The 23144-nt window shown below is 74.4% G+C and carries 15 protein-coding genes and 1 riboswitch; of the genes, 8 read left to right on the plus strand and 7 right to left on the minus strand.

Going from position 1 to position 23144, the window contains the following annotated elements:
• Window positions 1–13 precede the first annotated feature (13 nt).
• The gene (locus ACZ52J_RS23315; RefSeq protein WP_465621414.1) at window positions 14–1402 is read right to left on the minus strand and encodes an MFS transporter; all 1389 of its coding nucleotides are present in this window, start codon (window positions 1400–1402) and stop codon (window positions 14–16) included.
• A gap of 131 nt (window positions 1403–1533) precedes the next feature.
• The gene (locus tag ACZ52J_RS23320) at window positions 1534–1887 is read right to left on the minus strand and encodes an ArsR/SmtB family transcription factor (RefSeq protein WP_360498971.1); all 354 of its coding nucleotides are present in this window, start codon (window positions 1885–1887) and stop codon (window positions 1534–1536) included.
• Between the two features lie 132 nt (window positions 1888–2019).
• Here ACZ52J_RS23320 and ACZ52J_RS23325 point away from each other — a divergent pair, with 132 nt between their 5' ends.
• Window positions 2020–3003 (plus strand): aldo/keto reductase, encoded by a 984-nt coding sequence (locus ACZ52J_RS23325; RefSeq protein ID WP_465621362.1) that lies wholly within the window; start codon window positions 2020–2022, stop codon window positions 3001–3003.
• Window positions 3004–3086: 83 nt separating this feature from the next.
• On the opposite strand, the gene ACZ52J_RS23330 is transcribed toward ACZ52J_RS23325, so the two are convergent.
• The 3 genes from ACZ52J_RS23330 to ACZ52J_RS23340 are packed head-to-tail and all read right to left on the minus strand — an operon-like array spanning window position 3087 to window position 8691.
• Window positions 3087–4589, minus strand: a complete 1503-nt coding sequence (locus ACZ52J_RS23330) for a patatin-like phospholipase family protein (RefSeq protein WP_465621364.1) — start codon at window positions 4587–4589, stop codon at window positions 3087–3089.
• A gap of 2 nt (window positions 4590–4591) precedes the next feature.
• Window positions 4592–5734, minus strand: coding sequence for a ComEC/Rec2 family competence protein (locus ACZ52J_RS23335; protein ID WP_465621365.1), 1143 nt, complete (start codon window positions 5732–5734; stop codon window positions 4592–4594).
• Window positions 5731–8691 (minus strand): hypothetical protein, encoded by a 2961-nt coding sequence (locus tag ACZ52J_RS23340; RefSeq protein ID WP_465621367.1) that lies wholly within the window; start codon window positions 8689–8691, stop codon window positions 5731–5733. The genes ACZ52J_RS23335 and ACZ52J_RS23340 overlap by 4 nt, the downstream gene beginning before the upstream one ends.
• A gap of 197 nt (window positions 8692–8888) precedes the next feature.
• A riboswitch (SAM riboswitch) is annotated at window positions 8889–9031 on the plus strand.
• 200 nt (window positions 9032–9231) lie between these two features.
• Here ACZ52J_RS23340 and ACZ52J_RS23345 point away from each other — a divergent pair.
• Window positions 9232–9945 carry an IclR family transcriptional regulator gene (locus ACZ52J_RS23345; protein WP_360498981.1) on the plus strand — a complete coding sequence of 238 codons (714 nt, stop codon included), beginning with the start codon at window positions 9232–9234 and terminating at the stop codon, window positions 9943–9945.
• Between the two features lie 71 nt (window positions 9946–10016).
• On the opposite strand, the gene ACZ52J_RS23350 is transcribed toward ACZ52J_RS23345, so the two are convergent.
• Window positions 10017–11270 (minus strand): threonine/serine exporter family protein, encoded by a 1254-nt coding sequence (locus tag ACZ52J_RS23350; protein WP_465621369.1) that lies wholly within the window; start codon window positions 11268–11270, stop codon window positions 10017–10019.
• Between the two features lie 67 nt (window positions 11271–11337).
• Complete coding sequence (locus tag ACZ52J_RS23355) at window positions 11338–12321, minus strand: molybdopterin-dependent oxidoreductase (RefSeq protein ID WP_465621371.1); 984 nt, start codon at window positions 12319–12321, stop codon at window positions 11338–11340.
• A gap of 314 nt (window positions 12322–12635) precedes the next feature.
• On the opposite strand from ACZ52J_RS23355, the gene ACZ52J_RS23360 reads away from it, so the two are divergent.
• The 6 genes from ACZ52J_RS23360 to ACZ52J_RS23385 all read left to right on the plus strand — a co-directional run bounded on the left by ACZ52J_RS23360 (window position 12636) and on the right by ACZ52J_RS23385 (window position 23126).
• Complete coding sequence (locus ACZ52J_RS23360; RefSeq protein WP_465621372.1) at window positions 12636–13910, plus strand: helix-turn-helix domain-containing protein; 1275 nt, start codon at window positions 12636–12638, stop codon at window positions 13908–13910.
• A 292-nt stretch (window positions 13911–14202) separates the two neighbouring features.
• Window positions 14203–14595 (plus strand): cobalamin B12-binding domain-containing protein, encoded by a 393-nt coding sequence (locus ACZ52J_RS23365; protein WP_465621416.1) that lies wholly within the window; start codon window positions 14203–14205, stop codon window positions 14593–14595.
• A complete protein-coding gene (locus ACZ52J_RS23370) occupies window positions 14592–15884 on the plus strand; it encodes a methylaspartate mutase (RefSeq protein ID WP_465621373.1) in 1293 nt (430 codons plus the stop codon). Before ACZ52J_RS23365 ends, ACZ52J_RS23370 begins: the two co-directional genes overlap by 4 nt.
• 61 nt (window positions 15885–15945) lie before the next feature.
• Entirely contained in the window at window positions 15946–16956 is a 1011-nt protein-coding gene (locus ACZ52J_RS23375; protein ID WP_465621375.1) for an asparagine synthetase A, read from the plus strand.
• Complete coding sequence (locus tag ACZ52J_RS23380) at window positions 16953–18224, plus strand: glutamate synthase-related protein (RefSeq protein ID WP_465621377.1); 1272 nt, start codon at window positions 16953–16955, stop codon at window positions 18222–18224. The genes ACZ52J_RS23375 and ACZ52J_RS23380 overlap by 4 nt, the downstream gene beginning before the upstream one ends.
• Window positions 18225–18386: 162 nt before the next feature.
• Window positions 18387–23126, plus strand: a complete 4740-nt coding sequence (locus ACZ52J_RS23385) for an amino acid adenylation domain-containing protein (RefSeq protein ID WP_465621379.1) — start codon at window positions 18387–18389, stop codon at window positions 23124–23126.
• The last annotated feature ends 18 nt before the right edge of the window (window positions 23127–23144 follow it).

Raw genomic sequence — 23144 nt, forward strand, 5'->3', positions numbered from 1 at the left:
TCCCCGGGTGGGGTCAGCCGGTCGTGGCCCGCGTGCGGGTGCGGGTGCCGGTGGCGGTCGGGTGGGGCCAGGCGTGGTGGTGGCGGTCGATGACGTAGTGGTGGCCGTGCCGCCAGGCGCCGGTGGCGGTGGCGTGCGCGTCGGCGAGATGGGGGTGGCCGGTGGGCAGATCGGTGTGCAGGTGCTCCAGCACGTCGGGGTCGCGGGCCGGCCACAGGGCGGCGGCTCCCGTCGCGGCGGCCAGGGCGACGACGCCGAGGACGGCGGCGGTGACGGGCAGTCCGGCGCCGGCGGCGAGCCATCCGGCGAGGGGATAGGTGAGCAGCCAGCAGGCGTGCGAGAGGGAGAACTGGGCGGCGAACGCGGCCGGCAGGTCGGCGTCGGCGGCCGAGCGGCGGATGAGGCGTCCGCCGGGGGTGAGCACGGCGGAGCTGCCGGCGCCGACGAGGGCCCAGGCGGCGAGCAGGGCCACCCACGATCCGGTGCCGGCCCGGACGGCGGAGATCGCGGTGACGGCGGCGAGGACGGCCGGCAGGGAGAAGGCGGCGGGCAGCATGATCGCCCGGTCGCCGGTGCGGGCGAGGAGGCGGGGCAGGAGGAGCGCGGTGAGCATCGAGCCGACGCCGTAGGCGCCGAGCGCGAGCGAGACGGCCCCGGCCGGGCGGTGGAAGTGGTCGCGGACGACGTTGACCGTGTCGACGAACACGATCGCGCCGGCGGCGGCGACCGTGAGGTCGAGGGCGAGCAGGGCACGCAACCGGGGGGTGGCCCGGAACAGCCGGGTGCCGAAGGCGGCCTTGGCGTGGCCGCCGCCTGCGCGTTCGACCGGGGCGGGCTTGGGCAGGACCGCGGAGACCACCAGGGCGGCGGAGGCGAGGAAGCCGACCGCCGTCCCGGCGAACAGCCAGTCGTACGACACCGCAGACAGCAGCAGCGCGGCGAGCGCGGGGCTGAACAGCGACTCCAGGTCGTAGGCGAGCCGGGACATCGACAGGGCGTTGGTGTAGTCGCGCTCGGCGGGCAGGACGTCCGGGATGGTGGCCTGGAACGTCGGGGTGAAGGCGGCCGAGGCGGCCTGGAGCAGGAAGACCAGGACGTAGATCTGCCAGACCTGGTCGACGAACGGCAGGGCGAGCGCGACGCAGGCCCGGGTGAGGTCCATCGCGACCATCAGCGTCCGTCGGGGCAGCCGCCCGGCGAGTGCGCCGGCGATCGGCGCGATGGCGACGTAGGCGACCATCTTGATCGCCAGCGCGGTACCGAGGACCGCCGAGGCGTCGCTGCCGGCGATCCGGTACGCCAGCAGGGACAGCGCCACCGTCGCCAGGCCGGTGCCGACCAGGGCTACGGCCTGGGCGGTGAAGAGGTGGCGGTAGGCGCGGTTGCGCAGCACGGACAGCATGGGCCCCGTCCCGGTCGGCAGTGGGGTGGTCAACCCATCATAGGAACAGGTGCGTACGTGTGCACCTATTCGTCGGAAGTCGACCCGCCCCGGTTGTCCGGCGCGCCCGCTGTCCGGCCCGCCCGTGCGGGTCAGTCGTGGGGCGGCAGGTGGCCGATCTGGTGGTCGGCGACGTTCAGCGCCTCGTCGACGAGCCGGCGCAGGTGGCCGTGGCGCAGCGAGTAGACGACGCGCCGCCCCTCCTTGCGGGTGGCGACGAGACCGGCGAGCCGGAGCTTGGCCAGGTGCTGGCTGACCGACGGCCGGGCGGCGCCCGTCGCCTCGGTCAGCGTGGTGACATCCGCCTCGCCCCGACCGAGCCGCTCCAGCAGGGCGAGCCTGGTCCGGTCGGCCAACAGCGTCAGCACGGACGCGGCGACGTCCAGGCGCTGCTCGGCCCGCTGCTGCGAGCGGTGTGCATCTGCCAGGTGGGTGCCGGTGCTCATTCGCCCATCGTAGGGCGTTCCCGTGCGCAGGTGCGTACATGCGCCTACGGAGTCGCCATCGGAAGGCCGCGAGCCGGACGCGCGGATCGACGGCTGCGGGGGCGGACGTGAGCGGCGTGAGAGGCTCGCCCCATGGAACATCGCGTACTCGGCCGCACCGGTCGGCCCGTCTCGATCATCGGACTCGGCACCTGGCAGCTCGGCGCGGACTGGGGTGACGTCCGGGAGGAGGACGCCCTCGCCGTGCTGGAGGCCTCCGTGGAAGCAGGCGTCACGCTCTTCGACACCGCCGACGTCTACGGCGACGGCCGCAGCGAGCGGCTGATCGGCCGCTTCCTGAAGGACCGCCCGGACGCGGACGTGTTCGTCGCCACCAAGTTCGGGCGCCGGGTCGAGCAGCGCCCCGAGCATTACCAGCTCGCCAACTTCCGTGCCTGGGCGGACCGTTCACGGGCCAACCTGGGGGTGGAGCGACTCGACCTGGTGCAGCTGCACTGCCCGCCGACGCCCGTCTACTCCTCGGACGAGGTCTTCGACGCGCTGGACACCCTGGTCGCGGAGGAGCGGATCGCCGCGTACGGGGTGAGCGTGGAGACCTGCGCGGAGGCGTTGACCGCGATCGCGCGCCCGGGCGTCGCGAGCGTGCAGATCATCCTCAACGCGTTCCGGCTCAAGCCGCTGGAACAGGTGCTGCCCGCCGCCGAGGCCGCCGGGGTGGGGATCCTGGCCAGGGTGCCGCTGGCCTCCGGCCTGCTCTCGGGCCGGTACAGCGAACGCACCGTCTTCCCGCCGGACGACCACCGCACCTACAACCGCCACGGCGAGGCCTTCGACCAGGGCGAGACCTTCTCCGGCGTGGACTTCGCGACCGGCGTCGAGGCGGCGGCTGAGTTCGCCGCGCTCGCCCCGGAGGGCGCCACCGCGGCGCAGACGGCGCTGCGCTGGATCGTCCAGCAGCCGGGCGTGACCACGGTGATCCCCGGCGCCCGCAACGTGGCGCAGGCCCGGGCGAACGCGGCCGCTGCCGGGTCGGCGCCGCTGCCGACGGCCACCCTGGACGCCGTGCGGGAACTCTACGACCGCCGGATCCGGCCGCAGGTGCACGACCGCTGGTGACGGCGGTGCCCTGACCCGGCCGCGGGCCGCGGCGGGCCGGCGGGCGTCGGTGGCCCTCGGCGTGCCCCGGTGTCGCCCCGGTGTCAACTCCGCGTACCTGGGCCGGTGGTGAGGCCGAGGAAGTACCCGCGGTCCGGAAGGGCCGCCGGCAGCGGGTAGTCGAGCAGGACGTGCAGGTTGCACGCGGTGAGCGTGTAGGCGTGCAGGAGCAGGTCCGCGGTGGTGTCGGCGCCGAGCTTGCGCAGCACGGTCCTGGTGGTGCGGCTCCTGGTCGTCCGCTCCTCCCAGACGGCGCGCCGCCCCGGGTCGTCGCCGAGCAGGTCGAGCACCTCCTTGGCCCGGGCGGCCCGGGCGGCGAGGTCCGGGCCGTACCCGGTGCCGGCCGCGCCGTCGGTGGCCGTCCCGGTCCCGGTGGCCGTCCCGCTGCCGGAACCCGATCCGCTCCCGGCGCTCCCGCCGCTTCCGCCGCCCGTGTCGGCCGCGCCCGCGTAGGCGTCGGCCACCCGGTACGGCGACTGCGCGATGTGAACCAGCGCGCCGACCGGGCCGCCGGTCCGTCCGGCCCGGTCGGACCACTGGACCAGCTCGCTGCGCCGGTGGCTGGTGGTGACGTCGTACATCACGCTCTTGATGCGGGCCAGCGCGAGCAGTTCGCCGATCGCGGGAACCCGCGACGCGCGGAACGGCTGCCAGGTCATCCCGGCCGAGGCGTTGACCACGACGATCTCGTCGACGTCGTAGGCGGCCGGCGGGTGGTCGGGGCGCCGCGCCCGCTCGGGAAGCCCCACCAGCCACTCGTCGGCCATGTTGTCGTACACCCCGCCGTCCGTGAGCACCAGATCGGTCGCCGCCTCGGTGGGACCGGCCGGGGGCGGGAAGCGGTGGCGGGCGGTGGGGAGGCGCCGGACGGCGAACGCGCCCGGCAGACAGGCCGAGGACTGGACCGCCGTGGAGAGCGGGAGGCCGCCCGGAACGCCGGTGCCGAACCGGAATCCGTAGACGAACGCCGGCGAGAAGTAGAAGTGGTCGCCGCTCTGCAACTCGGTGGTGCAGAACACGTGGTCGACGGAGCGCCGCACGGCGGAGAGGTCCGTCGCGGCGCCGTCGCCGTCGCCGTGGAAGAACTCGCGGGCCAGCGCCCGGTCCACGACGGCGCTGCGCCGCTCGAAGACCACCACCGCACCGGCCAGGAGCAGCAGCCCTGCCCCCAGGAGCACGCCGGAGAGCAGGCGCAGACCCTCGACGGCGGTGGCGGCGACCCCGGCGAGCAGGGTCAGCACGGCCAGGCCGGCGAGGGCGAAGAGCGAGCGCACGTACCGGTTGGTGGACGGCCCCCAGAAGAACAGGCCGACGCGGGCGCAGTGGCGGATCAGCGGACGGACGCGTTCGGCGAAGTCCGCGCCCGGGTCCTGCCGGTAGTCGGTCTCGTGGGCGACTACTCCGTTGGCGACCGAGCCGCCGGACACCGAGGAGATCGCCACGACGTCCCGGTGTCGGCCGCTGTCGGCGAGGTACAGCAGGGCGCCGATGCCCCACATGGTGGCGCGGTAGCCGCCTCCGGAGAGGGCTACACCGATGCTGGCCATGATCAGACCTCCACGGTCGTGCCGGTCGCGGGCGCCGCCGGGTAGACGGCGGTGTAGTGGCGCTCGCGCTGTTGCGCGGCGTCGGCCCACGGTTCCGTCGTGCGGCTGCGGTAGTTGAAGACGAGTTCGGCCGGAGCGGCGCCGCCGTCCGCCGTGCTGCCGTCCACCGGGCCGCCGTCCGCCGCGTCGAGGTGGTCCACCGCCGCGATCATGCGGTCGATCGCGGCCGCGTCGGGGTGGTGGAACTTGTCGCCGTTGGTCGAGACGAGGAAGCGGCGGGTGTCCAGCCGGGACAGCAGGCCGTCCGTGGTGTTGGCCGCACTGCCGTGGTGCGGGACCTTGAGGGCGCCGACCGTGAGCCTGGTCCCGCCGAGTTGCTTCAGCAGCCGGTCCAGGCCGCGCCCGAGGACGTCCCCGTGGCTGTCGCCGGTGAGCAGCAGCCGGTGTCCGTCGTGCTCCAGCAGGAAGGCGATGCTCGAACCGTTCGGCACGGAGGTGTCGAGCCGTTCGCCGCCGAGGAGGTCGGTGCCGAGGCCGCGCAGGTTCTTCCGCTGGGCCAGGAGGGCGAGGGCCTGGTCGGGGTCGCCGGGGGTCATGCCGAGGCTCCTCACCGTCCGCCCCCACTCCCGCAGCAGCGCGTCCAGCTCGGGCCGGCCGGGGGAGAGCAGGGTCGCCCGGGCGCCGCCGGGCAGTTCGGCGGTCGGCAGCGCTCCCCGGTCGGCGAGGCAGAGGGCGGGCGGTGCCTTCCCCGCGCGGGGAAGCCCGAAGGCGGCGTTCCAGGAGAGCTTCTGACGGTCGATCAGTGCCTGGACCATCTCGCCCTGGGCGGCGCCGAGCAGGTCGGTCCGTTCGGAGACCTGCGGCCAGCCGTTGAACCACACGTCGTCGATCGCGAGGTTCAGCGCGGCGCGGTCCTGCAGGAGGCGGACGACGCCCTCGATGTGGTCGCCGTCCACATGGGTCACGACCAGGACGTCCAGGTGGCGGCTGCGGGCCGGCAGTGCCTTCACCCGGGCGAAGACCGCCGGGTAGACGGGGCTCGGGCCGCCGTCGACCAGCATGCGGTGGACGTCCGTTCCGCTGCCGGGCCATTCGACCCACAGTGCGTCGCCGTGTGCGGCGGGCAGCATCTCGATGGTGATCACGATCCGCCTCCCGGTGCGCCTTGCGGTGCGGCTTCCGGTGTGCCACCACCCCCACCACCATCCCCACCACCCCCACCCCCACCACCCCCACCCCCACCTCCACCCCCACCACCGACCGCTGCCGGCCCGTCGTCGGTCACTGGCGGTCGGTTGCCGACCAGCCAGCGGGCGTCGCCGAAGGCCACGACTGCCATGGCCAGCGTGCAACCCCGGAGGAGCAGCTGCCGCCGGATGTCGCGCACCAACTCGCCGATGGTCAGGTCCTCGCGGGTGTTCCCGGCGAGCATCACGCCGGCGATGCCCGCCATCACCGCCGCCTGGCGACCGAGGGTCGGTACCAGCGTCCCCACCACGACCGGGGCGCTCTTCTCCAGGAACCTCGCTGCCACGTTCTGCCAACTGACGTCCTCCTGGGCGGTGTTGCAGCCGAGCAGCATGACGACCGGGCCGACCTCGTGATCGTGCAGGTCGGAGACGATGTCCCGGCGGTCGATCAGGAGCGACGGCAGTTTGCTCGCCCGGCCGATCTCCAGGACCGGGGTCGCCCCCTGGTCGTGTCCGTGGTGGGGAACGGCCAGCAGCAGCGGGGGACCTTCGGTCTTGACCACCTGCCGCCAGCGTTTCCAGCTGTCGGCCGTGTGCAGGGCGTCGGGTCCGAACGAGTCCAGCAGGGTGCCGACCGCGTGGTCCCGGTCCGCCTTGCGGACGATCCTGCTCGCCGCGAAGAGCGCGCCGTCGACCGGGCGCAGCGTGCTGCGGGTGCCCTGCGGGGCCTGTTCGACCACGCTGCGGTCGAGCTGGGCGCGCTCCACCCGGCGCTCGATCACCATGCGCAGGCCCCAGAAGCCGAGCGGGCAGATGGTCCTGCGGCTGAGGACGCCGGAGCGGTCCGGGCGGCGGCAGGAGCAGATCCCGGTTTCGAGGGCGTGCTGCCAGCCGTCGCAGAGCTTGGCGGTGTCGGCGGGATACCCGTAGTCGTAGACGAACTCCAGCGGCCAGAGTTCGGCCGTCTCGGCCGACACCAGCTGGAGCGACGCGGCGTCCTTCAAACCGCCGCACCCCTGCTGCTCCAACTGCTGGTAGAGGGAGCTGCCCTGCTGGGCGAGGCCGCGGAGCAGGCCGACCGGTGCGGGTGAGCCGGGGCCGGGGCCGGCGCCGGTGGCGGCGGCGTCCTCGTTCACGGACTGGTTGAGCAGGCCCCGGATTCCGGCCCGGAACCGGTCGAGATCCGGGATCCGCACCGGGCCGTTCTCGCCGGTGCCGACCACCAGGACCTCGTCGCTCACGATCCGGATCGTCGCCGAGCGGGCGTCGGTTGCCGTGCTGTCGGCTGCGTCGCCCGCGCCCGCGCCCGCGTCGGTGTCGTCGTGCCGACTCGGCGGTTCGGCGAGCGAGTCGTACGCTTCGCCGTTGATCGCGATCTCCCGCCCGTCCACGGGGTCGTCGGACGCCGCGACCGGGCCGCTGATCACCAGCCGCTGCAGCTGGCGCTTGCGGTAGTAGACGCGGGCGGTGCACCGGATCTCCCGCTCCTGGGCGCCGACCGTCACCGGGAAGACGGCCTCGCTGGAGGCGCCCCGCCGGGGCAGGAAGACCTCCACGGGCTCGTGGAGGAGTGCCTGGTCCCGCTCCTCGCCGAAGGCGACCGTGAGGCGCGCCGCCCCGCCCCGGAACTCCAGGCCCTGCTCGGGGAACGCGGACGCCATCTGGTGCCACTCGGCGCTGTGCGGACCCACCCGGAGGTGGATCTCGTTCACCGCGCCGGCGTGGAAGGCGCGCAGGAGCCGGTTGCCCGTCTGCTGGTCGCTGACGAGTGCCTGGAGGTAGCGGTCGTTGGTCACGCCGGGCGCCGCTCCGGCCTGGCGGACCTCCCGGACGGCGTCGGCCACGACCCCGCCGAGTCGCATCCCGTTGAACCGGACGCCTGCGGCCGCGCGGCGGATCCGGTCGGTGAGGGCCGCGAGCGGCGGCCGCCGGTCGGAGAGACGGAGGTCGTCCGCCGCTTGCCCGCCGAGGCCACCGGCGTAAGGCTCGGCCGAGCCACCGGCCGGCAGCTCGGCCGGCTCGACCGGGGGTGGCGGCACCGCGGGGGCCGGGGGTGGCTCGACCGCGGCCGCCAGGCCCTCGGCCACCGCGTGGTGCTCGGCGAGCCCGGGGTGGGCCACCGTCAGCCAGGAGCCGGCGCGGCCGGCCGCCTCGTCCAGGGCGAGGTTCTCGGAGAGATGGCGGACGAACCGGTCGAGCCAGTCGACCGCGCCGGTCGCCGAGAGGTCCGCGACGACCCAGCCGGAGGCGTCGAGCCTGCGCGCGGCCGCGTCGAGTTGGGCCAGCTGGTGCGGGTCGGGCGGCTGTGGGGCGCACCAGGCCAGGCAGACGGCGCTGAGGCCGCCGCCGGCCGTCAGCGCGTCGAGCTCGGCGGCGCCGGAGACGGCCAGCACGTCGCAGTCCCCGTCCTGCTCGCCGAGGGTGTACACGTCGATGACCGGAGCTACCTCCGCGTCGTGGTCCAGCACGGCGAACAGGCCCTCGGCGGCCTCCGTCGTGACGGCGCAGAGGCGCAGCGGCCACTGCCAGCGGGGCTCCGGCTCCAGGGTGTCGTCCGCGATGAAGACCGCGCCGACCGCGGGACGGGCCTCGGCCAGGCGCGTCGCCAGCGCGTGCCGGCTCCGGTGGGGCACCCCGTACAGCGTGAGTCGCACCGGTCCGGCCGCGCTGCCCGCGGCCTCGAACCAGCTGTAGCCCAGTTTCACCTGCAGCCGGCTGTCCTCCGCGAGCCGCGACAGGAGGTCGGGGGACCAGTGCCACTGCCACGGTTGCGCGGAGTCCGGCAGGTCGCCTGGGTCGACGAAGTCGTCGTAGCCCCGCGATCCCGCCCCGGCCGCGACCGGCGGGTCCAGCACACCCGCGACGGCGAGGGCCTCCGGGGCGATGGAGCGGATCTCGTTCAGCTGTGTCATGGGAGACCTCTGGAGTGTCTCCGGGGGGAGGTCGGCCACCGCTCAGGCCGGAACTCCCGACTCCTCCACTCTCCCACGAATCGGGCCCACCGGGGGGCCCACCGGGGAAGGCCCGGCCGGCGGGCCGCCCGCCGCTGCCTGCGCGTGAGGGGTGGAGGTTTGACGTGCTGCCCGGGGAGTCTTGTATGGTTCTTCGCGAATCATCCAGAGGGGTGGAGGGACCGGCCCTACGAAGCCCCGGCAACTCCCCGGTCGACCCGGCGTCCGAAGTACGCGCCGTGCCGTCCGGGATCAGTGCCAACTCCGGCCTGTCGCCACTGTGGCGCGGGAAAGATGAGGAGACACGGTGCTCTCTGTGCTGTCCTTCGCCCGGGCGCTTCCCGCCCCGGCCCTTTCGCGTACCCGTCTCGTGCCCGGCGCAGGCAATCGGCCGACTTCCTCTCCGGCCTGTCCTCGCTGACCACCCCCGCTCCCCGCCCGGAGCCTCCGTGAGCAGCGCCGACCCGCCGCTCACGGGATTTGAGACGGAGTACCCATTCCATGGACAACACGAGCGGCGTCGGTGTGCTCGACAAGGTCACCTCGATCCTCGCCACCCTGGAGGCCGGTCCCGCCACCCTGGCCGGACTCGTCGCCGCCACCGGCCTGGCGCGGCCCACCGCCCACCGGATCGCGGTGGCACTCGAACACCACCGCCTGGTCACCAGGGACATGCAGGGCCGCTTCATCCTCGGCCCGCGCGTCTCCGAGCTGTCGGCGGCCGCCGGCGAGGACCGCCTGCTGGCCGCCGCCGGCTCGGTCCTGACCCACCTGCGCGACGTCACCGGCGAGAGCGCCCAGCTCTACCGCAGACAGGGCGAGGTCCGGATCTGCGTGGCCGCCGCCGAGCGGCTCTCCGGCCTGCGCGACACCGTTCCGGTGGGCATCACCCTCCCCATGAAGGTCGGCTCCGCCGCCCAGGTCCTGCTCGCCTGGGAGGAACCCGAACGCCTCCACCGCGGCCTGCAGGGCGCCCGCTTCACCGCCACCGCCCTCAGCGGCGTACGGCGCCGCGGCTGGGCCCAGTCCATCGGCGAACGTGAACTCGGGGTCGCCTCCGTGTCCGCGCCCGTCCGCGGCCCGTCCAACCGGGTCGTCGCCGCGGTCTCGGTCTCCGGCCCGATCGAACGGCTCACCCGCCACCCCGGTGCCCAGCTCTCCCAGGCCGTCACCGAGGCGGCGCACCGCCTCACCGAAGCGCTACGCCACTCCTGACCGGGTTCGTCGGCCGCTCCTCCTCGCCCCGCTCCTCCCCGTCCCTCCCGCCGCCTCTCCCGCCGTCCGGCTCACGCCCGAGGCTGCAGGACGGGGAGGGAGGGGCGGGGGATCCGGCTGATCACCGAGCCGATCAGGGTGCCGATCGACACCCCGAACACCGCCGACACGGCCGCCAGCACCGGCTGCGCGCCGTTGCCGACCTCGATCTGCGCGGTGTTCAACAGGCCGAAGGAGCCCGGCACCACGATCCAGAACGCCGGAAGGTAGAGCACCTGCCAGAGCGGACCGCCCGGCACCCAGTGCACCAGGGTGGCCGCGACCGCGGCGGAGACCGCCCCGGCCAGGCCGCCGATCGCCGCGCCGTGCACCGATCCCACCACCACCTGGACGGTGACGCTGACCGCGATCACCGCGACGATCCACGGGATCGCCGAGGGCGGCGTGTTGACGTTGACCACCACCCCGGCCACGGCGATCGCCAGACCCAGCCCGATCACCCACCAACTCGGCTTGGCCACCTGCACATTGGCCAGCGCCGTGGCCGGCATGCCGATCGCGCTCGCGGCCGCCGCCACCCCGGCGAGGAACAGCGCCAGCTGCACCGCGCCGGACACCAGCCGGGCCGTACCCGCGCTGGCCGCACCCGCGGCGATCTCCGACAACCCGGTGACCAGCAGCCCGCCCGGCAGCAGGATCGCCAGCGTGGCCACGATCGTCCGCAACGAGCCGTCCAGTAGAGAGGCCCGCGCCAGCGACAGGACCAGCAGTGCGACCAGGAACCCGGCCGTGACGGGCAGCAGCGGCCGCAGGTACGGCAACCGCCGTGCGAGCACGGTCAGCCCCGCCACGACCAACGATCCGAGCCCGGCCGCCAGCACGTTCGCCGCGACCGGTTGCAGGAAGAGGCAGACCCCCACCCCGACCGGCAGCGCACCGAGGTCCGCCACCCACGCCGGCCAGCGGGCCGGCGCCCGCCGGATCCCGTCCAGCTCGGCGAGCGCCCGGGGCCCGTCGAGCTCACCCGCGCGCAGCCGGTGCACCAGATGGAGGACGGCGGCCGTCTGCTCGAACCGCAGCGCGGCGCCGACCGGCTGGAACCGGGTGGCCTCGTCCGCGCCCAGGGCGACGAACAGTCCGTTGGTCAGGGCCGCGACCCGCGCCTGCGGAGCCCCCAGCGCCCGCCCCAGCCCGCGGAGCTCCTCCTCGACCTCATGGACGGGCAGACCGCCGCCCAACAGGGCCTCACCCAGTTCGAGCAGCAGACGCAGGAGCGGGTCGGGCGGGGCGCCGGCGCCCTGGACCGATGGAGACTTGCTAGACATGGCAGGTATCGTCCCATCCCGCCCGGTTCGGTCCGCCTGTGCCCCGGTCTGTTCGCTTCCCCGGCGATCACCGCCCGGCCGGGCGCGCGCCGACCCCGGCGGACTCCCGCGCCTCGGCCACCACGTGCACCTCGTGGACGGCGTTCCGGTCCCCGGTGAGCGGCTGGACCCGCCCGGCGGAGTCGGTGGCCCGGCAGCGGACGCGGTGCGGGCCCGGGGCGAGGTCGCACCGCAGGCGGAAGCGCTGCCAGGTGGGGTCGGGGCCGCGCCCGTCCAGGGCGGCGGGCTGCCAGTCGGCGTCGTCCACGGCGACCTCGACGGCCGTCACCTCGGTGGAACTCCAGGCGTAGCCCGCCACTTCACAGCTCCCGGCCGGAACGGACTGCCCGTCCCGCAGGGTGAGCAGCTTGCTGCTGACGTCCTTCTCGCGGACCGGCCGAGCCTCGCTCTCGCCGGGCAGCGTGCGGACGTACAGGCGGGTGGTGAAGAGGTGCTCGGGGCGGTCGGCGGCCAGCACGATCCTGGTCAGCCACTTGACCGAGTTGGTGCCGAACATCCGCGGCGCCACCGCCCGCAGCGGGTACCCGTGGTCGGGGGGCAGCGGCTCGCCGTTCATGGTGTGCGCGAGGAACACCTCGGAGCCCGCCTGGTCGAGGGGCAGGTCCTTGAGGTAGTTCACGCCGCTCTCGCCCGCGAAGGCGCCGTGGTCGGCGCCCTCCAGCCAGACGTGCCGGGCCTCCGGGCGCGGACCGGCGAGGTCCAGTACGGCGGCGAGCGGGATGCCGACCCACTCCACGTTGGTGACGGCGCGGGTCGGCACGTCGGGGCGCAGCGGGTTGCCGAAGCACTCGTGGACGGCGGTGAAGCGGGTCTGCGGCAGGCCCCGGAGCGCGTGCAGGTCGAGCCGCAGGGGCCGCTCGACCAGGCCCTCGACGGTGAGCGAGAAGGTCGCCGCCTCGAGCCGCGGGTGCGGCCCGAGGTGGTTGCGGATGAAGACGTCCTCGACCGGGGTGATGAAGAGGTCGGGCGTCTCCGGGTCTGTCCTGAACATGCGTCACACTCTCGGATCGGCAGCGTTGTCACCGGGACCGACCGTACAAGGAGGGACTGACAGTCGGGCGGGATGTGAGGCCGGGGTGAAGGTCGCGGGTGGGGCCGGTGATCGATCGTTGATCGGGCGTAGACGGCGAGCCTGGAGCATCGGGAACCGGAGGGAACCGGTTCGGAGGCCACAGCCTGACCACCGGGGCTCGTACGGCCGAACCACGGGCCGCGCGGGTGCCCAGTGCTGCTGCCGCCGCCGGCCCGACCTCAGGAGCAGTCCGGACCACGAAGGGCAGACGAGGCATGGACGGCGGGCAATCGGTGCAAGCGGTGAGAACGGCGGCGGGCTTCGGCGAGCTGCTGCGGCTACGGCGCGAGCGGATCGGGCTGACGCAGCAGTGCCTGGCCGACCACGCGACCCTCAGTGTGCGGGCGATCCGGGACATGGAGAGCGGCCGGGTGCGCCGGCCCCGCAACGAGACCGTCCGGCTGCTGGCGGACGCGCTGCGGCTGGAAGGCCGCAGCCGGACGGACTTCGAGGAGGCCGCCCGCCGGCACCCGCTCGTCGCCGAGTCGGTGGCCGAGCCGGCCGCCCCGCCGGTGCCGCGCGGGGCGATCGTCGGCCGGGAGATGGAGACCGAGGTACTGGCCGACGCCTTCGCCGTGCACGGGGACCGGCTGGTCTCGCTGGTGGGACTCGGCGGGGTGGGCAAGACCCGGCTCGCGCTGGAGGTGGCCCGCCGGCTGCACCTGTCCGCCCGCTGGTCGGTGCGGTGGGTGGACTGCGGCGGCGGCCCGCAGCCCTGGCGCGGCCTGCTGGAGGACATCGTCCGGCACATCGGCGACCGGCCCGCCCTGCTGGTGCTGGACGGCGCCGACGGCGGGGTGGACGCCGGGCACTTGGACGGGCTGTTCCACCACTGCCCCGGGCTGCGGGTGCTGATCACCGCCCGGGAGGCCCGGCCGCTGCCCGGAGGCCAGGTCATCCCGCTCGCGCCGCTGCCCGTCCCGGCCCCCGAACTCGACACCGATCCGGAGGCGTTGGCGCAGGTCGGCGCCGTCCGGCTGCTGCTCTCGCACCTGTGCCGGCTGCGCCCCGGCTACACCCTGGAGCGCTCCGAGGCGCCAGCCGTCGCCGAGCTCTGCCGCCACCTGGACGGCCTGCCGGGCGCGTTGGAGCGCGCGGCGGGGTGGGCGCTGGTGCAGTCCACGGCTCAGCTGGTGGCCCGGCTGGGGGCCGTCCCGTTCACGCTCGCGGCGCCGCCGCTGGTGTTCGGCGCGCGCGGTGACGTGCGGGACGAGGTGGAGCCGGCCATCCGGACACTGTCGGAGCGTCAGCGCGCCCTGCTGGCGGTGCTCGTGGACGAGCCCGGGGACTGGTCGGGGGAGGACGCGGCGGCGCGCAGCGGCTGGGCGCTGCAGACCTGCCTGGCGACGGTGCACGAACTGCTGTCCCGCGGGCTGATCCGCAGTGTGCCCGCCCGTGACGGCGTGCGCTTCACGGTGCTCAACCTGTGCCGGCGCCTCGTCCGGGAGGAGCCCGGACTCCGGCTTCCGACGGCCGGGGACGTCCCACTGCTGGCCGTCGCGGGCTGAACCGCCCTGGGCTGAACCGCCATGGGCCGGCGGGCTGACGATGCGGTGACTCCCCGGTCGGGCATCCGCCGGCGTCGATTCTGCCGCTTTTTGCCGCACGAGCTGCCGCTTGCCGGGCCCCGTCGTTCCTAACGTTCTCCGTGGGGCTGGGCCGTCGCCGACGACGCGCCGGAATTCCCGGGCCGCCGGCCGGGGCGTCGGCGGAATTCCATCGACGATCTCTACCGATGAGGGCTGAGTTGTGGTGCACGGAAATGCCGAACGGGGCGGACTGGACGTCGTCGTGACGACGATGGCCTCGGATTCGCACACCTGGAACCTGGTGTTCCTGCAGTTCCTGCTGGAGGAAATGGGGCACCGGGTGACGAATCTGGGCGCATGCGTCCCGGACGCGCTGCTGCTCTCCGAATGCCGCCGGATCGAGCCGGACCTGATCGTGATCAGCAGCGTCAACGGGCACGGCCACCAGGAGGGTCTGCGGGTCATCCCGGCCCTGCGCGCCTGCCCGGAACTGCGGCGCACACCGACCGTCATCGGCGGCAAGCTCGGCATCGCCGGAGCCGACGACCCCGACCGCGAGCGGACGCTGCTCGCGGCCGGCTTCGACGCCGTCTTCGAGGAGGGCTCCTCGGTGGCCGGGTTCCGTGAGTTCGTCGACGGCCTGCACTCCCGGGTCCTGCTGTGACGAGCTTCGGCGCGTTCGTGGCCCAGGCCGCGGAGGCCGGCGCCCTGGTGGTCCAGCCCCGGATGGGCATGGCGGCGGCGGCCTCGATGCGGGCGGGCCTGCTCGCCACCCGGGGGGCGTCCGCCGTCACCGTCGGCACCATCACCCTGGACAGCTACACCCGCACCGGCGACCTCGACGCCGCGCGCCGCGCCCTGGCCGTCGGGGCGGGTCTCAACGGCTACCCGATCGCCACCCACCCGGTCGCCGTCACCCGGGCGGTCCTGCGCGGGGTCGCGGACGCGGGCTTCCCGGTGCAGGTCCGGCACGGCTCGGCCTCGCCGGAACGGATCTTCGAAGCACTGCTGGCAGCCGGCCTGGACGCCACCGAGGGCGGACCGGTCTCCTACTGCCTGCCGTACGGCCGCACCCCGCTCCACGAGGCGGTGGCCTGCTGGCGGCGCAGCTGCGAACTCCTCTCCACCACCCGGGAGTTCGGCGCTGAACCGCACCTGGAGACCTTCGGCGGCTGCATGATGGGCCAGCTCTGCCCGCCTTCGCTGCTGATCGCCATCAGCGTGCTGGAGGCGCTGTTCTTCCGCCAGCACGGCCTGCGCAGCATCTCGCTCAGCTACGCCCAGCAGACCAACGCCCGCCAGGACGAGGAGGCGCTGGCCGCGCTCGGCCGGATCGCCGGCGAACTGCTCGCGGACGTCGACTGGCACCTCGTGGTGTACGCGTACATGGGCGTGTACCCGCGCTCGCCCGGTGGCGCGCGGCTGCTGCTGGAGGACGCCGCGCGGCTCGCCGTGCGCGGCGGCGCCGCCCGGCTGATCGTCAAGACCTCCGCCGAGGCGCACCGCATCCCGACCGTCGCCGAGAACGTCCGGGCGCTGGAGACCGCCGCCGCGGCCGCCGCGGCGGAGCGCGCCCGCCCGCGGCCCACCGAGCCGCCGGACACCGGGGTCGAGGCGGAGGCCAGGGCGCTGATCGGCGCGGTGCTCGACCTGGACGCCGACCTCGGGCGGGCCCTGGTGCGGGCGTTCGCGGCCGGCTACCTCGACGTGCCGTACTGCCTGCACCCCGACAACGCCGGGCGGACGCGCAGCTCGCTGGACCCGGACGGGCGGCTGCAGTGGTCCGCCGTCGGCTCGATGCCGATCGCCGGGCTCGTCGAGGGCGGGCGCCCGCCCATCCTCGGCTCGGCGGGGCTGCTGGCCGCCCTCTCCCACGTCCAGCGGCGCTACGACGGCCAGGACCCGCGGGCGGCCGAGCCACCCGTACCCCGGGGCCTTCCCGCCGTGCGCTGAACCGGCCGAGCACCGACGCTTCCCGACACCAGACCCTCCGCGAGAGAACAGGACCCCGACCATGCCCGACTCCACGCCTCTGCCCGACTCCACGCCCATGCCCCCGACCGATCCGGGCCGCCACCTGACCGCGCCGGCCACCCGCAGCGCGCTCCGCGTCCAGCAGCAACTGTTGACCGCGGCCCGCGAGTTCCTGCGCGGCCGGGGCTTCGTCGAGCTGCTGCCGCCGATCATCGGCCCGGTGACCGATCCCGGCGCGCGCGGTTCCAAGCAGGTGGACATCGACTTCTACGGCCACCGCTACAAGCTGATGACCAGCGCGATCCTGTACAAGCAGGCCTCGCTGCTCGCCTTCGACAAGATCTTCTGCATCGCCCCGAACGTCCGCCTGGAACCGCTGGAGACCGCCGGGACGAGCCGGCACCTGGCCGAGTTCCACCAGTTGGACGTGGAGGTCGCCGGCGCGAGCCGGGACGACGTCGTCCAGCTGGCCGAGGACCTGGTGGTGCACATCGTCGACAGCGCGGTGCGCGAGCTGCCCAAGGAGTTCGCCGAACTCGGCCGGGATCCGCAGGCGTTCGCCGAACTCCTGAAGGGCTCATTCGGGCGGATCCGGCACGCGGAGGCGGTCGCCGAACTGCGGGGCATCGGACACCCGCAGAGCGCCGAGGCCGAACTCGACTGGGAGGGTGAGGCGTTGCTGTCCGCCCGGCGCGACCGCCCGTTCTTCGTCACCGACTACCCGAAGGGCTCGCGGGGCTTCTACGACCGCGAGCACCCGGACGACCCGGGCCTGCTGCGCAACTTCGACCTGCTCGCACCCGAGGGCTACGGCGAGCTGTGCAGCGGCAGCCAGCGCACCAACGACTACGCCGAGATCATCACCCGGATGCGGGAGACCGGCGAGAACCCGCAGAAGTACCGCTGGTACCTGGACCTGGTGCGCGAGGGCGTGCCGGCCAGTGCGGGCTTCGGCATCGGCGTCGAGCGGCTCACCCGCTACGTTGCCGGGCTGGACGCCGTCTGGCAGGCCAGTGCGTTCCCCAAGCTCGCCGGGGTGGTGTCCCCGTGAGCGACCTGAGTGCACCCGGCTTCCCGGAGGAGGAGGTCCGGCGCCGGGCCCGCGCCGGGGCGGCCGCGGCGTTCCCGCCCGCCGAGGAGTACGGGCACGTGCTGTTCGGCGCCGGTCAACCCGACGCGACGGACCGGCCCGCCCGGCCGGACGCCCTGGACGAGCTGCGGATCGTCCCACCGCTGTTCCTGCCGCAGCGGCTCGCCAAGCTGATCGACCTCGGCCGCGAGCCCGACTACCGGGACGTCGAACTCGCCACCACCATCGGGGGGTTCGCCTCCGCACTGCCGGTGTACGTGTCCGCGACCGGGTCCACCCGGGCGGCCGGCGGCGACCTGGGGCTGGCCCTCAGCCGGCAGGCCGGGGCACTCGGGATCCCGATGGTGATCGGCGAGAACGTGGTGCCGGTCAACGGCTACGGCCGGCTCGGCGAGGCGGCCGACCGCACCCTGCTCGGCCGGCTGCGCGCCTACACCGAGGAACTCCCGGACGGGCTCGGCGGTGTGGCCGTCCAGCAGAGCACCGAGGACGCCGACGCCGAGGTGTGGAACCTCGTCCACAGCGACCCGGCCGCCCTGCCGCTGCTCGAATCCGGGCGCCTGGCCTTCGAGTTGAAGGTCGGGCAGGGCGCCAAGCCGGGCCTGGGCGGGATGACCGTGCTGGAGGCCGAGGCCGCTGCCGCGCTCGGTGACCGCTTCGGGCTGGACCCGTTGTTCGGCGACGGGCGGGTGCTGCGCGCCGCGACCCCGGGCACCTTCACCGCGGAGATCCTGCGCCAGCAGATCCGGCTGATGCGCAACAACTACCCGCGGGTGCGGATCTGGGTGAAGCTCTACCCCGGCCGGGACGTGGCCGAGGCCGCCCGGGTGGCGCACGAGGCCGGCGCGCACGCCGTCGTGGTGGACGGCGCGGAGGGCGGCACCGGCTGGGCGCCCGGGGTGTTCCTGCCGCACGTCGGGCTGCCGCTCGCGGAGTGCCTGCGCCGGCTGGCGGCCGATCCGCCGCCCTCCCTGCTGGTCTCCGGACGGATCTGGGAAGGCGCCCGGGCGGTCAAGAGCCTGGCGCTGGGCGCCCGGGCGGTGGGCCTCGGACGGGCGGCGCTGCTGGCCGTCGCGGAGGACCGGGAATCCGGGCTCCGACGTTTCACGGAATGCCTGGCATTGGAACTCCGGCTGCTGATCAGCGCGCTCGGAAAGTACGCTCCGGACGCCCTCGACCGGGAGGACGTATGGTCCCCGGAGGGCTTTGGAATCACCCCCGGCCGGTAGCTCTGGCCTGCTCGGAAAGCGGCATGATGAAACTGCCGATTTCCTTCCGCTCATTCTGCCGATAGGGCCGTCGCATTCCCCCTATCGTCGCTCTCGTCGCCGATTTCTCTCACGATCTGGGGTTGGATGATGTCCTCGCGCGGTTTCCCCACCGAATCCACGATGCCCGAATCCACGACGTCCGCACTAGCGACGTCCGAATTCGCGACGCCCGAATTCCCGGCGTCCGCATTCGCGCCGTTCGCCTCCGCCGTCCACCGCTTCCCGGAGCGGCCGGCCGTCCGGACCGGTGGCCGGACCGTCAGCTACCGGGAGCTGGACGGCCTGACCGCCGCCCTCGCGGCCAGGCTCGCCCCCGGGCGGACGGTCGCCGTCACCGGCCGCGACCGGCTGGACCACGTGGTCGCGTTGCTGGCGGTCCTGCGGGCCGACGCCACCTACCTGCCGCTGGACCGGACCGCCCCCGAGGAGCGCAACCGCTGGATCGCCGAGGACGCCGGGGCCTCCCTCGCCCTCGCCGGCGAGGAACTCACGGAGCTGACCGAGCTCACCGGCGAGACGGGCGCCGGCGCCGGCTACGTCATCTACACCTCCGGCACCACCGGCCGCCCCAAGGGCGTGCACGTTCCGCCGGCCGCGCTCACCGGCCACCTGGACGCCGTGGTGGAGGCCTTCGGCCTCACCGAGCGGGACGTGGTGCTGCAGTTCGCCCGCCCGACCGTGGACGTGGCGGTGGAGCAGGTGCTCGGCGCCCTGTCCGCCGGGGCCTGCCTGGTCCTCCCCGAGCAGCAACTGCTGTCCCCGGCCGAGCTGTTGGACCTGCTGGACGCCGAGGGCGTCACGGTCGCCAACCTGGCCGCCGGCTACTTCCAGGACGTGGTGGCGGCCCTGGGCGGCAGGGTGCCGCGCACCCTGCGGCTGATGATCTCGGGCAGCGACAAGCTGGAGCCCGCCACCGCCGCCGCCTGGTGGGCGGCGACCGGGGTGCCGCTGCTGAACGCGTACGGGCCGACCGAGACCGTCGTCACCGCCACCACCCACCGGATCTCCGGCGAGCAGGAGCAGCCGGCGGCCCGGGTGCCGATCGGCACCGCGCTCGGCGCCCGGCGGCTCTACGTCCTGGACGAGCGGCTGCGGCCGGTGGCGCCCGGCGAGTCGGGCGAACTGTACGTCGGCGGCCCGCTGTTGGCGTCCGGCTACCTGGGCCGTCCCGGCCTCACCGCGGACCGCTTCGTCGCGGACCCGTTCGCGGACCGGTCCGCGGACCCGGACGGAACCCCGGGCGCACGGATGTACCGCACCGGCGACGTGGTGCGCCGGACGGCCGAGGACGGACCGCTGGAGTTCCTCGGACGCGGCGACCACCAGGTGAAGATCCGCGGCTTCCGGGTCGAGCCCGGCGAGATCGAGCAGGTGCTGTCCGGGTATCCCGGCGTCACCGGCTGCGTCGTGGTGGCGTACGAGGGCCGGCTGGCCGGGTACGTGACCGGCGCCGCGCCGCGGTACGCCGAGGCCCGGACCTGGCTGGCCGAGCGGCTGCCGGAGCACATGGTCCCGGCGACGCTCACCGCCCTGGAGGCGTTCCCGCTGACCGCCGGCGGCAAGGTGGACCGCGGGGCGCTGCCCGAGCCGCAGGCCGCGCCGGAGGGCAAGCCGGCCGGCCGCCCGCCGCGCACCCCCGCCGAGCAGCTGATCGCGGCGGTGTGGTCGGACGTGCTCGGGGTGCCGGAGGTCGGGGCCGACGACAACTTCTTCCACCTGGGCGGCGATTCGCTGACCGCCGTACGCGTGGTGGGCCGGGTCTTCGACGTCTTCGGCATGATCTCGCCGTACACCATCTTCGACGCGCCGACGCTGGCCGAGTTCGCCGCCGCGGTGACCTCCTCGGCGGGTGGCGAGCGTCCGGAGCTGACGAGGTCGGGTGCCGTCGAGGCCCCGCTGTCCAAGTTCCAGCGCGGCCTCTGGTTCCTCGACCAGTGGAACCCGGACGCGCCGACCTATGTCGTGCCCTGGGTGTTCCGCTTCACCGGGCCGGTCGACCCCGAGCTGCTGCGGCGGGCACTGGCGGGGGTGGTCGAGCGGCACGAGAGCCTGCGGACGACCTTCGAGCTCGCCGAGGACGGACCGCGCCAGGTCGTCCACCCGGCCGTGGAGCTGCCGTTCACGCTCACCGAGACCACCGCCGACCGGGTGGACGACCTGGTCGCCGAGGCCGCGCTGGAGCCTTTCGACCTGGCGGCCGGGCCCCTGGTGCGGGCGCGGGTCTTCCGGGCCGGCGGGGCGACCACCCTGCTGCTGCTCCTCCACCACATCGTCTGGGACGAGGGCTCGCTGGCCGTACTGGAGGCCGAACTCCAGGAGCTGTACGCCGCGTTGGCCGAGGGCCGCCCGGCCGAGCTGCCGGAACTCGCCGTCCAGTACGCCGACTACGCCGCCTGGCAGTACCAGGACGACAGCGCCGATCGCCAACTCGACTACTGGCGCGAGCAGTTGCGTGACGCACCGACCGCCCCGGCGCTGGCGCCGGAGCACCCCCGGCCCGAGGAGCAGGCCTTCCGCGGCGCCTTCCACCGGTTCGCGATGCCGGCCCCGGTGGGCGAGGCCGTCCGGGCGCTCGCCCGCAGCGAGGACGCCACCCCGTTCATGGTGCTGCTCGCCGGACTGGCGCTCACGCTGCACCGCCGCTCCGGGCAGCGCGACCTGGTCCTCGGCTCGCCGGTGAACGTCCGCGGCCGGGCCGAACTCGACGGTCTGATCGGCTACTTCGTCAACCTGCTGCCGCTGCGGCTGAGGCTGGAGGAGGGCGCGTCCTTCCGCGAGCTGGTCCGGCACGTGCGCGAGGTGTCGATCGGCGGTTACCGGCACCAGGAGGTGCCCTTCGACGACATCGCGAACGCCGTGCTCGACGAACGCCCCGAGGACCGCAACCCGCTCTGCCAGGTCCTGCTGGAGCTGCACCCGCTGGACAGCCGGCCGTTCACGGTCGGCGGCCACGAGGTCACCCGCGCACTTCACTCCAACCCGGTCTCCCGCTTCGACCTCTCCGTCTCGGTGGACGACCGCGGCACCGGCTTCACCGGCCGCTTCGAGTACGACAGCGACCTCTTCGGCGCCGCCACGATGGCCGGCCTGTGCGAGGAGTGGCTGGGCACCCTGGCCGCCGCCGTCGAGGTGCCGGTGCACGCCCTGTTCGAGGCGCAGGCCGCCCGCACCCCGCGGGCCACCGCCCTGATCTCCGGCGAACGGACCGTCGGGTACGGCGAGTTGAACGCCGCCGCGAACCGGCTCGCCCGCCACCTGGCGGGCCTGGGCATCGGCCGCGGCGACACCGTCGCCGTGCTGGCCGACCGCGGGCCCGACCTGGTCACCGCACTGCTGGCGGCACTCAAGACCGGCGCCGCCTACACCCTGCTCGACCCGGACTTCCCGGCCGAGCGGCTGGCCGGCGCGGTCGCCGACACCGGCGCCGCCACGGTGATCACCCACCGGCACGCCACCGTGCCGTTCGCCGTCCGCAGTCAGGTGGACCTGGACGCCTCGGCCGCCGAACTCGCCCGCCACCCGGCGCACGACCTCGGCCTGCCGGTCGACGGCGCCGACCTCGCCTGCGTGATGTTCACCTCCGGCTCCACCGGCCGCCCCAAGGGCGTGGCCGTCCCGCACCGGGCGCTCACCACCACCTACCTCGGCCAGGACTACGCCCGCTTCGGCCCGGAGGAGGTCTGGCTGCAGTGCTCGCCGGTCTCCTGGGACGCCTTCGCGCTGGAACTGTACGGCGCCCTGTGCTTCGGCGCGGCCTGCGTCCTGCAGCCCGGCCAGCGGCCGGACCCGCAGACCATCGCCGAGCTGACCCGCCGCCACGGCGTCACCCGCCTCCAGCTCTCCGCGAGCCTGTTCAACTTCCTGCTGGAGGAGTTCCCGGAGACCTACGACGGCCTGGGGCTCGCCTTCACCGCCGGCGAGCGGGCCTCGGTCACCCACGTGGCCAAGGCCCTGGAGAACCACCCGGGCCTGGTGGTCGCCAACGGCTACGGCCCGGTCGAGAGCCTCGGCCTGACCACCTGCCACGAGGTCACCCCCGCCGACGTCACCGGCGGCTCCGTGCCGATCGGCGTCGCGCTGCGCGGCAAGGGCATCCACGTCCTGGACGAGCTGCTGCGCCCCGTCGAGCCCGGCGTCACGGGGGAGCTGTACGCCTCCGGCGGCGGCCTCGCCCACGGCTACCTCGGCCGGCCCGGCCTGACCGCCGAACGCTTCGTCGCCTCCCCGTTCGGCGCCCCCGGCGAGCGCCTCTACCGCACCGGCGACCTCGGCTACGTCAACGCCGAGGGCCTGCTGGAGGTCACCGGCCGGATCGACGACCAGATCAAGATCCGCGGCTTCCGGGTCGAGCCCGGCGAGATCGAGGACGCGCTCACCCGCCACCCGGCCGTCCAGGAAGCCGTCGTCACCGTGCACGAGCCCGCCCCGGGCGACCGCCGGCTCGCCGCCTACGTCACCGTCGGCGCCGACGCCCCCGCCCCGGACGCCCTGCTCGACCACCTGGCCGCCCTGCTGCCCGAGCACATGGTGCCCGCCACCCTCGACGTCCTGGACGCCCTGCCGCTCAACCACAACGGCAAGGCGGACCGGAAGGCGCTGCCCGCCCCCGCCGGGCGCCGGGCCGCCGCCGCCGACCCGCTGACCGAGGCCGAACGGCTGGTCGCCGAGGCGATGCGCGAGGTGCTCGAACTCGCCGAGGTCGGCCGCGAGGACAACTTCTTCCGGATCGGCGGCAACTCGCTGGCCGCCGTCCGGGTCGCGATGCGGCTGTCCCGGGAGACCGGCACCCGCGTCCCCCCGCAACTGGTCTTCCGGGCCAGGACCGTGAGCGCCATCGCCGAACGGCTGGCCGCCCGATGACGGACCGTACCGCACACG

The sequence above is a fragment of the Kitasatospora sp. NPDC034035 genome, from assembly GCF_055575755.1.